Below are 14006 nucleotides of genomic sequence, written 5' to 3'. Positions count from 1 at the left end.
AAAATTCATTTTATGCAAAAAACCTGGTAGCTTGCAAATAAAATTCAGTTTACGCAAAAAAACCTGGTAGCTTGCAAATAAAATTCAGTTTACGCAAAAAACCTGGTAGCTTGCAAATAAAATTCAGTTTACGCAAAAAAACCTGGTAGCTTGCAAATAAAATTCATTTTATGCAAAAAAACCTGGTAGATTGCAAATAAAATTCATTTTACGCAAAAAAATCTGGTAGCTTGCAAATAAAATTATGTATTTTGCAAATAAAATGAATTCCTTCCCAAATTAGGCGTTCCCGCAAAATAAAAAAGCATGGCAGGTGGATGAGATGTTAAATCAAGAACGGATTCGTGAGGAAATTATCATTCCTCCGTACGAAGGAAGAAGTGCATTTCTACGAAAGGGAGAAGAGCTCATTATAATTGATATGGATGGCAAACAGGTAGGCGATTTCGTTTGCTTTAATCATGCGGATCCGAGCGAATATGTCTCTCCCGTACATATGAGGGCATCTTTAAGCAGCATCCGGTTAAAAATTGGTGACTTCCTGTACAGTAACAGACGCCGTCCGCTCATGCAGCTTGTTGAAGATACGGTCGGAAAGCATGATTTCTTCTTTCCAGCATGTGATTATTACCGCTATAAGATGGATTTTGATATGGAGGATCATCCGAACTGTCATGATAACCTGCAAACGGCATTGAGAAAATACAACATCGATCCTCCAATCATTCCAGATCCAATAAATTTATTTATGAATAATGTTGTAGATGATTTAGGTGATTATTTTATTGCCGAACCGCTTTCGAAGCCAGGTGATTATGTCAGGCTAAAGGCATTGGATGATACCGTCATAGCATGTACTACATGTTCTCAAGACCTTGCGCCTGTTAATGGGTGGAAGGTCACTTCGTTAAAAATGCAAATTGTGGAGGCGAAATAATGGATGATGTCCAGTTTCTCCAAAAGCTGCTCCGCATTAATAGTTCAAATCCACCAGGGAATGAACATGAAGTAACAAAGGCTTTTATCGAAAGATGCATGGTGAACGATTTGCCTTATAAAGTAACTAGTCTTGGAAATAACCGCAGTAATTTTGAGGTTACATTGAAAGGCTCTGGAGATAAGCATCTCTTCTTTTGCGGTCATATGGATACAGTATCTCCCGGAGAATCGGAATGGACCTATCCGCCTTTTTCTGGTGAGGTTATTGGCAACAAAATTTATGGCAGAGGCGCTTCCGATATGAAGAGCGGATTAGCGGCAATGTTTTTAGCAATTGAATCGATATTTCTAGAAAAAATAGTTCCTATTCCAACCATCACGTTCCTTGCAACAGCTGGTGAGGAGGTAGATAGCTGTGGGGCTAGAGCCTTCTTAGAAGAAAATGAGAATCGAACGGTTGATGCACTTGTAATCGGTGAACCGACGAATGAGAAAGTGGTCGTTGGTCATAAAGGTGCACTTTGGCTTGAAATTACCGCCTATGGGAAAACAGCTCATGGTTCAATGCCTGATTATGGAATTAATGCTGTCGATCATATGGTACATGTGATAAATGAACTAACATCATTGAAATTAAGCTGGAAAATAGCTAGAGAACCTCTAGGCAGCAGCAGTGTAGCAGTAACAATGATTGAAGGCGGAATCCAGACAAATGTGATTCCCGATCGCTGTACCATTCGAGTAGATATTCGCACGGTTCCTCCACAAGATCATGAAGAATTAATTAAGGAACTAAACAATAAGTTAGATAAACTTGTCGAGAATCATCAGCTTTATGAATACAAAGTAGCAAAAATATTAGATCGGCCTTCCATTATTACATCATCATCATCCGCTCTTATTCAATCTGCCTTAGCTATAAAAGGTGAAACTGATGACCAATGCTATGGTGTCTCATATTATACAGATGGTACAGTCCTCAATCCGAGAAGTGAAATTCCAACTTTAATATATGGACCTGGAGATGAAAAGCTGGCTCATCAGCCAAATGAATCAGTTCCCATCGATGCATTTATCCGCGCGATAGAATTTTATAAAAAACTTGCACTTACTTTTGAGTCACAAATGGATTGGCATAATAGCCCGCTGCAAGGAGGAATAAAATGAGCAGCATCCTGATCAAAAATGCCGAAATCATCACGATGAATAGGAATGAAGAAATCGTAACTGGTGATATTTATATTGTGGATGACCGAATTGTCGAGATTGGCCATGATCTAGTTCATACAGCAGATAAAGTCATCCATGCGACTGGCCGAACGGTCATTCCAGGCTTTGTTCAGACACATATTCACCTTTGTCAGACATTATTTCGGGGTCAAGCAGATGACCTTGAACTAATGGACTGGTTAAAGCAAAGAATTTGGCCTCTCGAAGCATCACATGATGAGGAATCCATTTATTATTCGGCTATGCTTGGAATCGGAGAGCTTTTACAAAGCGGAACAACAACAGTAGTTGATATGGAAACCGTTCACCATACTGAATTTGCCTTTCAGGCACTAGCGAAGAGCGGGATACGCGCACTTGCAGGCAAGGTAATGATGGATAAGGGAAATGAAGTTCCTGTCCGCTTACGTGAAGATACAAAAACGTCCCTTCAAGAAAGTGTGGATTTGCTAGAAAAATGGCATGGATATGATAGCGGCCGTATTCAATATGCTTTTTGCCCTAGATTTGTAGTTTCGTGTTCCGAGGAATTACTAACAAATGTAAGAGATCTTTCAGCAAAATACAAGGTTTGCGTGCATACCCATGCCTCTGAAAATGCGAATGAAATCCTTCTGGTTGAGAAAGAACACGGAATGCGCAATGTTGTCTATTTAGATCATATTGGATTAGCAAATGAACGTTTGATCCTTGCTCATTGCGTATGGCTTGAAGAGGAAGAAAAAAGAATTATTAAAGAGCGGGGCGTAAAGGTAAGTCATTGTCCAGGCTCCAATTTAAAGCTTGCTTCAGGCATAGCTGAAGTGCCATCTCTTCTTAACCATCATGCGCATGTAAGCTTAGGTGCTGATGGCGCCCCGTGTAATAATAATTTGGATATGTTTAATGAGATGAGGCTAGCCGCTATTATTCAGAAGCCTGTCCATGGACCAACAGCGATGAATGCACGAACAGTCTTCCGGATGGCAACAATTGGCGGGGCAAAGGCAGTAGGAATGGAGAATGAAATTGGCAGCATTGAGACTGGGAAAAAAGCGGATCTAGTCATCTTAAACTTAAACGATTTTCATGTGTACCCTTCGTATGATATTGATCCGATTTCGCGGATTGTCTATTCTGCAACAAGAGCGGATGTAGAATCAACGATTGTAAATGGAAAATTATTAATGGAAAATCGGCAGCTTCACACAATAGATAAGGCAATCATATTAAAAGAGTCTAATATTGCGATTAAACGGCTATTAAAAAAGCTTGAGAATGTGGTTTATTAGAAATATTTTTGTCAATGATTAGAAAACGAACTAACTTTTCTGTATTATAAAGATAGATGAATAATATCTAGCTTCAGCGCCTAGCCCCTCGATGGTCTACAGCCAATCCTCCCAAAAAGGTAAAGAGCACCTTTCTGTAAGGATTGTCTTATGCTTGTCGGGGCTGAGCATTAAGGAAAGCTCCAATGAGTAATCCTCGCAGGAACAATCTGCATTTTGATTGTTCCAAAGGCGCTTACGCTTTTAAATAAGGAGGTTCGTAAATTGACAATTGAAATTCCAAGCCGGGAAGAGCTCGGGGTTATATTGAAAAAAGCAAAGAGAATTGCAGTCGTCGGTCTAAGCGGCAACCCTGAAAGAACATCTTATATGGTTTCTAAAGCGATGCAGGATGCAGGGTATGAGATTATCCCTGTTAATCCGACGGTTGATGAAGTTTTGGGAGTAAAAGCGGTTAAATCTTTAAAGGAAATTGAAGGACATATTGATATCGTAAATGTGTTTAGACGTTCAGAGCATTTGCCACAGGTAGCAGAGGAATTTGCGGATATTGATGCAGAGGTTTTTTGGGCACAGTTAGGCTGCATCAATGAAGAAGCGTATCATTTTCTTAAAGAAAAGGATTATACAGTAGTGATGGACCGCTGCATTAAAGTAGAGCATGCCTTAACAAAATAATTAAAAATGCATGAGATCGATACAGATCTCATGTTTTTTAATTATTTTTCAAAAACGTTGAAATAACGGGCTTTCTAAGCAGAAAAACCGTTGATGGATGAAAGAATTAACAGATACGTCATTTGCCAAAACAGAATAAATAGATACAATAAGCAATAGGCAACGATAAAAATTATGGTAAAATAAAGAGATGGAACGTTCGTTCTTATTTCTGGTTTTCCATATAAATAAAGGATATTTTTTATTTTAAACGAATACATAAACGAGTGTTTAACTGTATACATAGAATAAAATTTTGTTTACCGCAAAAGGTTTTCTATATACAAGTAAATTGTTAACCTGCGTTCTTGGAAATGAAAGGGGTATGTTTGTGGCAAGGAATCAAGAAACCTTTGATTATAATGATGATGCCATACAAGTACTCGAAGGGCTTGAAGCTGTAAGAAAACGCCCTGGTATGTACATTGGAAGCACAGATGCAAGAGGTCTTCACCATCTTGTTTATGAAATTGTCGACAATGCGGTGGATGAAGCGCTGGCAGGCTTTGGAGACCATATTATTGTCAAAATACATAAAGATAACTCAATAAGCGTAGTTGATAAAGGCCGGGGAATGCCAACTGGGATGCACCGTATGGGTAAGCCGACTCCAGAAGTCATTTTAACCGTTCTGCATGCTGGCGGAAAATTTGGCCAGGGCGGCTATAAAACGAGCGGCGGCCTTCATGGTGTAGGTGCCTCAGTTGTTAACGCACTATCAGAATGGCTGGTTGTAAAAATTAAACGTGACGGAATTGTATATGAACAGCGGTTTGAAGATGGTGGAAAACCAGTTACTACTCTTGAAAAAGTAGGGAAAACCAATCAATCAGGAACAACCATTCATTTCAAACCGGATCCATCTATTTTCTCGACAACGACTTATAATTATGAAACGCTTTGTGAGCGCTTGCGAGAATCAGCATTTCTATTAAAAGGGATGAAAATTGAAATCATTGATGATAGAAATGGTGTGCAGGAAACCTTTCATTATGAAAATGGAATTGAAGCATTTGTAGAATATTTAAATGAGGAAAAAGATGTCCTCCATCAAGTCGTCAGCTTTGAAGGACAGCATAATGAAATTGAAGTGGAGTTTGCTTTTCAATTTAATGATGGATATTCAGAAAATGTTCTTTCATTTGTTAATAATGTCCGCACGAAAGATGGCGGTACTCATGAAGCAGGGGCAAAAACAGCCATGACTCGGATCTTTAATGAGTACGCGAGAAAAGTGAATCTTTTAAAGGAAAAAGATAAAAATCTTGATGGTTCTGATATACGAGAAGGATTCACAGCAATTGTTTCTGTACGAGTGCCAGAGGATCAGCTTCAATTTGAAGGGCAAACAAAAGGAAAGCTTGGGACAAGTGAAGCCCGCTCAGCAGTGGATTCCGTTGTTTCTGAGCATCTTTCCTATTTTCTTGAAGAGAATCCGAATGTTAGTTCGCTTTTAATAAAAAAGGCAATAAAAGCGTATCAAGCGAGAGAAGCTGCGCGTAAAGCTCGAGAGGATGCGAGAAGCGGAAAGAAAAGAAAACGGTCTGAGGCTGTCCTCTCCGGTAAATTAACCCCAGCACAATCACGTAATCCTGAGAAAAATGAATTATATTTAGTTGAGGGAGATTCAGCTGGCGGTTCCGCAAAGCAAGGAAGAGATCGACGCTTTCAAGCAGTTTTGCCACTAAGAGGGAAAGTAATTAATACAGAGAAGGCAAAGCTTGCGGATATATTTAAAAATGAAGAGATTAACACGATTATTCACGCTGTCGGCGGAGGTGTCGGAGCGGATTTTAACGTAGCAGATATCAATTATGATAAGGTTATTATCATGACAGATGCAGATACGGATGGAGCTCATATTCAAGTGCTGCTTCTGACCTTTTTCTATCGTTATATGAAGCCATTAATTGATGTAGGAAAAGTCTTCATCGCTTTGCCTCCACTATACAAGGTAAGCAAAGGAACTGGAAAAAAAGAAATAATAGAATATGCCTGGAGTGATGATGATCTCCAAGATACGATTAAAAAGGTTGGAAAAGGATATATTCTGCAGCGGTACAAAGGGCTTGGGGAAATGAATGCGGACCAGCTTTGGGAAACGACAATGGACCCAGAAACAAGAACATTGATTCGAGTGAGGATTGATGATGCTGCCAGAGCAGAACGACGTGTAACAACACTAATGGGAGACAAGGTTGAGCCGCGCCGAAAATGGATTGAATCGAATGTGGCATTTGGACTTGAAGAGGATGCCAGCATTCTTGAAAATGAGAATATTTCTGTATTAGAGGAGGGAAATGAATAATGAATGCACCAGAAAAATTTCGTGACCTCCCTCTTGAAGACGTTCTTGGTGATCGTTTTGGCAGATATAGTAAATATATAATACAAGAACGTGCGCTACCGGATGCACGTGATGGATTAAAGCCTGTTCAGCGAAGAATTCTATTTGCTATGCATGTAGAAGGAAATACGCATGAAAAAGGATTTAGGAAATCAGCGAAAACGGTTGGTAACGTTATAGGTAATTATCACCCGCATGGAGACACTTCTGTTTATGAAGCGATGGTTCGAATGAGCCAGAATTGGAAGGTTCGTAATGTGCTCGTTCAAATGCATGGGAATAACGGCAGCATTGACGGAGACCCCCCTGCAGCAATGCGTTACACGGAAGCAAGACTATCAGCAATTTCGGCAGAATTGTTGAAGGATATTGAAAAAAGAACTGTTGATTTTGTTCCAAACTTTGATGATACTTCAGAGGAACCAACTGTACTTCCGGCCATGTACCCGAATCTTCTAGTGAACGGCTCAACAGGAATATCGGCTGGTTATGCTACGGAGATTCCTCCGCATCATCTGAATGAAGTGATTGATGGTGTCATACACCGTATGGATCATCCAGATTGTTCAGTTGATGAACTTATGGAGCATGTAAAGGGTCCAGATTTTCCTACAGGCGGGATAATCCAAGGGGTTGAAGGGATTAAGAAAGCCTATGAAACAGGAAAAGGAAAAGTAATTGTCCGCGGAAAGGCTGAGTTTGAGGATATTCGAGGCGGCAAAAAGCAGATTGTTATAACGGAAATTCCCTATGAGGTAAATAAAGCAAACCTCGTTAAGAAAATTGATGAGTTTCGCTTAGACCGTAAAGTTGAGGGAATCGCAGAGGTTCGTGACGAAACGGATCGAACGGGTTTGCGTATTGTCATAGAGTTAAAGAAGGATGCAGATCCAGAAGGAGTCCTACATTATCTTTATAAAAACAGTGATTTGCAAATTACTTATAATTTTAATATGGTGGCCATTCATAACCGTCATCCAAAGCTGATGGGTCTCAGAGAATTATTAGATGCCTATATTGGTCATCGAAAAGAAGTAGTTACAAGAAGATCTGAGTTTGAATTAGAAAAAGCTCAGGCACGACAGCATATCGTTGAAGGCTTGATGAAGGCACTGTCCATTTTGGATGAAGTAATTGCTGCTATCCGTGCATCAAAAGATAAACGAGATGCAAAGGATAATTTAATAGCCAAATTTGCATTCACTGAACCGCAAGCAGAAGCAATCGTCTCTTTACAGCTTTATCGGTTAACGAACACAGATATTACCGCATTGCGTGCAGAGGCAGAAGAATTAGCTAAGAAAATTGCAGAGCTGACAGCTATTTTACAAAGTGAAAAAAAGCTGCATGCTGTCATTCAGAAAGAGCTAAAAGATGTGAAAAAGCGCTTTGCGGATGAACGTCGAACAAAGATTGAAGCTGAAATTGAAGAGATCAAAATTAATCTTGAAGTCCTCGTTGCAAGTGAGGATGTCATTGTGACTGTTACGAAAGAAGGCTATGTGAAGCGGACAAGTCAAAGGTCATTTGCTGCATCCAATGGGCAGGATTTCGGCATGAAGGATTCTGATCGAATCCTTGCACAGCTTGAAATGAATACAACGGATGTGCTGCTTGTATTCACGAACAAAGGAAATTATTTGTATTGCCCTGTTCATACCCTTCCTGATATCCGCTGGAAGGAACTTGGCCAGCATATCGCAAATATTATTCCGATTGAAAGTGATGAGACAATTGTTAAGGCACTGCCAATTAAGGAATTTGATACTTCTTCATTTTTACTCTTTGTAACAAAGAACGGCATGGTTAAGAAATCGGAATTGAAGGATTATAAGGCTCAGCGCTATTCAAAACCTTTAGTTGCGATCAATGTAAAAGATGAGGACGAGGTCATCGATGTTCATGAAACGAACGGTGAGAAAGAACTTTTCTTATCAACTTATAATGGCTATGCCCTTTGGTTCCATGAGGAAGAGGTAAACATTGTCGGTACACGGGCTGCTGGTGTAAAAGGGATCAATTTAAAAGATGATGACTTTGTTACTGGCGGTCAGCTGATTGAACAAACGAAAGACCAGTCAGTTGTGATTGTGACTCAACGCGGTTCAATCAAAAAAATGAAATTGACTGAATTCGAGCGAACCACTCGAGCGAAACGCGGAGTTGTCATGCTGCGAGAATTAAAATCTAATCCTCATCGTGTAATTGGATCCCTAATTGCAGCGGGCAAGGATGATGTCTATATTGAAACGGATAAGGGTCATATTGAATCAACGAAAGCAGCAGATATAAGATTTAATGATCGCTATTCAAATGGTTCATTTATTATTGATGAATCAGAATATGGTCAGATAAAAGATGTTTGGAAAGTAAAGGCTTCAGAAGAAGAAAATACATCTTTTGAATAAATGAAATCCCCCGCTCATGGTGGGGGATTCTCTATTTTTTTAAGATGGAAAAACTTACAATGAAAAAATCAACTTGTCTATTAATTATAATTTTGATAGATTAGAGAAAGTAATATTATTTTGAAATAGTAAGATATCTATCTAGATCCGACAACAAGGGAGGAAAAGTATGGAATTGTTAGAATCGGTTATTGGGTATTTGAATGACATCATTTGGACCTATGTTTTAATTGCGGCATTAATTATTTTAGGTCTTTACTTCAGTTTTAGAAGCAAGTTTGTTCAACTGCGCTATTTTGGGGAAATGTTTCGTATATTGGGAGACAAGTCCATGGTTACCGCAGATGGGAAAAGAGGAATTTCTTCTTTTCAGGCTTTCTGTATTAGTGCAGCTTCACGAGTAGGAACAGGAAATATTGCTGGGGTTGCAACCGCGATCGCAGCTGGCGGTCCTGGTGCTGTATTCTGGATGTGGCTAATTGCCTTTTTAGGTGCAGCTTCAAGCTTTGTTGAGAGTACACTTGCTCAAATTTACAAGGTAAAGGATAAGGACGGATTCCGAGGCGGTCCGGCTTATTATATGGAAAAAGGGCTAAATAAACGCTGGATGGGGATTATTTTTGCCATTATTATTACGTTCTGTTTTGGTCTTGTATTTAACTCAGTACAATCAAATACAATTTCTCTAGCCTTTAATGAAGCATTTGGAACAAGCCGATTAACAATAGGAATCATACTTGCTGTATTAACTGCCATTATTATTTTTGGCGGAGTTAAACGCATTGCAAACGTCTCGCAAGTAGTTGTACCAATTATGGCTGTTATTTATTTATTCGTTGCTATTGCAGTGGTCATCATGAATATTTCTGAAATTCCAAATCTTATCGTTATGATTGTTAAAGGGGCATTTGGATTGGATGAGGTACTTGGCGGTACAATTGGTGCTGCAATTATGATGGGTGTAAAACGCGGACTGTTCTCGAATGAAGCTGGGATGGGGAGTGCCCCGAATGCGGCTGCAACTGCTGCTGTTAGCCACCCCGTCAAACAAGGATTGATACAAACATTAGGTGTGTTTGTTGACACGATTCTTATTTGTTCAGCAACAGCATTTATTATTTTATTATATGGAGACTTTTCAACGTCAGATTTAACAGGTATTCAATTAACTCAAGCTGCACTAAGCTCTCATATTGGTTCATGGGCACCGATTTTTGTTGCTGTAGCTATTTTCTTATTTGCATTTACATCAGTAATTGGCAACTATTATTATGGAGAAACAAATATTGAGTTTATTAAAAACAGTCCAACCGCGCTATTCATCTACCGCATAGCTGTTATAGGAATGGTAGTCTTTGGTGCGGTAGTGGATTTAGCTATTGTTTGGAATCTTGCCGATTTATTTATGGGAATCATGGCATTAATCAACTTAGTAGCTATTGTTATGCTAGGAAAAATAGCTTTCGCGGCATTAAAGGATTATAAGGCACAGCGTAAAGAAGGAAAAGATCCAGTTTTCTATGCCGATTCTATTCCAGGTTTAGATGGAATTGAATGCTGGGAAACAAGGGAAGAGGCATTAAAAAATAAAGGGTAACAATGAAATCCTCCTGACTTTTAAAAAGCAGGAGGATTTTTCTGTTTGCAGCCTTTTTTTCTACATTATATTTCCAAAATTGGACATAATAGATGAAGAATAAGGGAGGTATATTGAATGAAAAAAGAAATGGTTTTTGCACTTGCAGCCCTTTTCTTTATGACCCTATCGATCACTGGGGTCTATGCAGGTGAAAATAAGAATAAGTGGATAACAGTTTCAAAAAATGAAAATGATATAACCGGAGATGGAAAAGAAGACATTATTGAAATAAAAGGCATTCCATATGAAGAAGGGCAAGAATATTTGAAGGAAATGAAACTGCTTATTGCTGCCTCGAATGGGAAAGAATACGAAGCAAAATTAGAGGGTGGAATACGACCTGGTGTTCAATTTGTTGATTTAAATCATGATGAAGTGAAGGATATATTAGTTAGTGTAGAAACAGGGGGAAGTGGTGGATTATCAAATTCTTATTTGTATACCTTAAAGGAATTTCAGTTAACAGATTTAACTGTTCCAGATCCGCTCGTCATTAACGGGCAATTTCATAATGGCTATAAAGCCTCCATCATGATACAGGAGACAGGAAAATCGGTTACTTTTGATTTAAGAAATAGGGGTGCGGATTATGAAAAAAGTGGACTTTTTTTAAATGGCAAGCTAAGTGAACCTACAGAGCTGATGGTCGATGGCTACTCTGCTTTAAAACCAGCTGCAGTGGATGGAAAAAAGAACGGATTGATAGGAGTTCAAGCAATAAGTGGGGCAAACCACACTGATTGGATTGCGAATGTTGAATCAACCTGGATATATGAGAGCGGAAAATGGATAGTCAAGGATACGAAAATATTGGAAGGAAAAGGAAAGGGGAATAGGCATTAATCACGTTTTGAAGGTGATCTTCATAAACTATATGAAATGGAGCTGTAAAAAGGGGGTCACATTGAATGAATAATTGGGATCCGACGAGAATTAATGTCCTATATTTGCCTCCAGCTACTGAATTTCGACCAGTAGATCGTCGAAAATATACATGGACACAATCGAAAACAACAGGAGAATCCTATTTATCCATTGGCTATCATCACGACTTCAACGTCATACAAGAAGAATACCGTGATGAGGTGCTTGCTGAATGGATACCTCAATTGGGTCAATATGTTCTCAGCGGAAAAATTTTTATTAGTGATGAATCATTTGATGAAAAATATGCTCAAATTCGCTTCCTGATTTTTCAACGGGAGGCAAGACATGCTTTATCAGCTATGATATATGGTGATCGAACATTTTTCTCCAATTATCCTTGGCTTTTAGACTCACCGATTTATATTCATTTTCAATCAAATTATAAGGAATATAATAAAATGATTTATTATGAAACCCCACGCCAATATTTAAATAAAGCTATGCAGCTTATAGGAACATAAGTCCTCCAGTCAAGCACAGGAATCAATGCCTGTGTTTTTTGCTTTTTGGGACATTTGAGGAAAAAGGTATAAGATTTGTAAACTGTAACAAGCTAATAGCAAAGGGAGTGACTGTATGATGCAAAAGAAAAATGAAAAATTCTTTAATCTGAGCTACGAATCTGATGGAAAAATGGGTAAGAGTAAGAAAGAAACCAATATGAAAAAGGAATCAGCAGAATTCTTCTTTAATAATACGCAAAACAGTGAATGAAACAGGCACAATCTGTGTCTGTTTTTTAGAATAAAGTTGAAACGGATATTAGTTTTAAATAATATTATTATGTAAACAAACAAACATGTATGTTTGATAAATTTACGCAGTATAAATAGATAACTGAATGTTGATTTTAATGTAATCTTCTTAAGCTTCTTTTTTATACATTAGACGGAAATTTTCCGCCTATGTATTCTCATACCTATGAACAATAAGGGAATATAATTGACCTGACTTTATTCAGTCATAGTAGCAGTATGTTCCTCGAACATTTGGTGAGATCATTTATTCGATAAATAAGGCTGTTACAATACCGAAATATTTGTTACAAATAATCCTAAATTTTAAAAGTCAGTAAAATTTTTCATGAAAGTAGAAGGTACCATATTTAACCACTGCCAATACAATATTAGTATCCTTGGGAATCACAGGAATAATAAATAAAATAGAATATTTTGGTGAATGCATAACAATATTACATCTGTTAGCCTACTAATATATCAATCTTTGAGAAATTAGGAGGCTATTAAGATGAAAAAATTTAGGAAACTAGTGATTGCATCCGCAGCTGCCATTTCATTAATTAGTTTTAACTCTCAATCAGAAGCAGCAGCAAATACTCACCAAGTACATAAAGGCGAAACTTATTGGACAATTGCCAAAAAGTATGGCGTAACAATGTCTAGCTTAATGAAAGCAAATAACAAATCTAGTGATTTACTGTTGCCAGGAGAAAAACTATTGATTCCAAACAATGCTATAACAGAAGCAGATAAGGAACTAATGGCACGTCTTGTATTTGCAGAAGCAAAAGGGGAGCCCTATGCAGGAAAAGTGGCAGTTGCAACAGTGATTTTAAATAGAGTAGATAGCTCGCTCTTCCCAAATACAGTAAAAGAAGTAATCTATCAAAAAGTAAGTGGGCATTATGCCTTTACGCCAGTTCAAAATGGTGAAATCAATCATAAAGCAGATACGTCTTCGAGAAAAGCTGTAGAAGAAGCCTTAGCATTTAGAGGACAGGGGAAAGGCTCATTATATTTTTATAATCCAAAAACTTCAACGAGTAAATGGATCCTTTCACGTGAAGTAACAATAACTATTGGAAATCATCGATTCGCTAGGTAATATAAGTGTCAGTATGTATAACAAGGGGCTAAGCAGTAATTTTGCTTAGCCTCTTTTGTGTTTATTGGATATAATTAGTTTTAAGTATATTTAAATAAAAAAGACGATACTTTCGGGATGAAATGATTGCTTGTCAATGATGAGGAGGAGTATTTTGAAAACTGTATATGATTACAAAGTAAAAATGACGGACGGTAAAGAAAAATCGTTGAGAGATTATGAAGGGAAAACATTGCTGATTGTGAATACAGCAAGCAAATGCGGGTTTACGCCGCAATTTGAAGGACTTCAGAAACTATACGAAAAATACCATGATCATGGACTTGAGATATTAGGGTTTCCTTGTGATCAATTTAATAATCAGGAGTTCGCCGAAATTGAAGAAACACTACAGTTTTGCCAAAGGAATTATGGAGTTACTTTTCCCATATTTGCTAAAATAGATGTGAATGGAGAGAATGAACATCCCCTGTATACTTATTTAAAAGAACAAAAGGGTGGAATTTTGTTGAAAAATATTAAATGGAACTTCACGAAATTTTTAATAGACAGGCAGGGTCTTGTGGTTGAACGTTATGCACCTACAACTGACCCCAGTAAATTAGAAGATGATCTAGTAAAATATGCAGGAATCAGCTAACTAATTCAATAAGAGTGTGACTCCATTTCATTATTTATGAGTC

12 protein-coding genes are annotated in these 14006 nt (G+C 38.0%); all 12 read left to right on the top strand.

What is annotated here, in order from left to right; all coding sequences use genetic code 11:
• The first annotated feature begins 322 nt into the window (after positions 1-322).
• The 12 genes from C1726_RS24990 (at position 323) to C1726_RS24940 (ending at position 13963) form a co-directional block, all read left to right on the top strand.
• Positions 323-937, top strand: coding sequence for a DUF1989 domain-containing protein (locus tag C1726_RS24990; RefSeq protein WP_235822847.1), 615 nt, complete (start codon positions 323-325; stop codon positions 935-937).
• Positions 937-2106, top strand: a complete 1170-nt coding sequence (locus C1726_RS24985; protein ID WP_102275627.1) for a M20 family metallopeptidase — start codon at positions 937-939, stop codon at positions 2104-2106. The genes C1726_RS24990 and C1726_RS24985 overlap by 1 nt, the downstream gene beginning before the upstream one ends.
• Entirely contained in the window at positions 2103-3440 is a 1338-nt protein-coding gene (locus C1726_RS24980) for a 5'-deoxyadenosine deaminase (RefSeq protein WP_102275626.1), read from the top strand. The genes C1726_RS24985 and C1726_RS24980 overlap by 4 nt, the downstream gene beginning before the upstream one ends.
• A gap of 264 nt (positions 3441-3704) precedes the next feature.
• Positions 3705-4118, top strand: a complete 414-nt coding sequence (locus tag C1726_RS24975; protein ID WP_102275625.1) for a CoA-binding protein — start codon at positions 3705-3707, stop codon at positions 4116-4118.
• 370 nt (positions 4119-4488) lie between these two features.
• Positions 4489-6465, top strand: a complete 1977-nt coding sequence (parE, locus tag C1726_RS24970; RefSeq protein ID WP_102275624.1) for a DNA topoisomerase IV subunit B — start codon at positions 4489-4491, stop codon at positions 6463-6465.
• A complete protein-coding gene (gene parC / locus C1726_RS24965; RefSeq protein ID WP_102275623.1) occupies positions 6465-8912 on the top strand; it encodes a DNA topoisomerase IV subunit A in 2448 nt (815 codons plus the stop codon). The genes parE and parC overlap by 1 nt, the downstream gene beginning before the upstream one ends.
• Before the next feature lie 169 nt (positions 8913-9081).
• A complete protein-coding gene (locus C1726_RS24960) occupies positions 9082-10509 on the top strand; it encodes an alanine/glycine:cation symporter family protein (RefSeq protein ID WP_102275622.1) in 1428 nt (475 codons plus the stop codon).
• A 117-nt stretch (positions 10510-10626) separates the two neighbouring features.
• Positions 10627-11394 carry a hypothetical protein gene (locus C1726_RS24955; RefSeq protein ID WP_102275621.1) on the top strand — a complete coding sequence of 256 codons (768 nt, stop codon included), beginning with the start codon at positions 10627-10629 and terminating at the stop codon, positions 11392-11394.
• Positions 11395-11459: 65 nt separating this feature from the next.
• Positions 11460-11939 carry a staygreen family protein gene (locus tag C1726_RS24950; RefSeq protein WP_102275620.1) on the top strand — a complete coding sequence of 160 codons (480 nt, stop codon included), beginning with the start codon at positions 11460-11462 and terminating at the stop codon, positions 11937-11939.
• Positions 11940-12054: 115 nt separating this feature from the next.
• Positions 12055-12192, top strand: coding sequence for a hypothetical protein (locus C1726_RS26425; RefSeq protein WP_180968334.1), 138 nt, complete (start codon positions 12055-12057; stop codon positions 12190-12192).
• A gap of 534 nt (positions 12193-12726) precedes the next feature.
• On the top strand, positions 12727-13323 hold the full coding sequence (locus C1726_RS24945) for a cell wall hydrolase (RefSeq protein WP_102275619.1): 597 nt from the start codon (positions 12727-12729) through the stop codon (positions 13321-13323).
• A gap of 154 nt (positions 13324-13477) precedes the next feature.
• Positions 13478-13963: a glutathione peroxidase gene (locus C1726_RS24940; protein ID WP_102275618.1), complete on the top strand. Its 486-nt coding sequence runs from the start codon at positions 13478-13480 to the stop codon at positions 13961-13963.
• Positions 13964-14006 lie beyond the last annotated feature (43 nt).

Source organism: Cytobacillus massiliigabonensis (assembly GCF_900199725.1).
In the GTDB taxonomy this organism is placed as follows: Bacteria; Bacillota; Bacilli; order Bacillales; family Cytobacillaceae; genus Cytobacillus; species Cytobacillus massiliigabonensis.
Note: the sequence above shows the minus strand (reverse complement) of the source record. Positions and strands in the feature narration are given on the sequence as shown.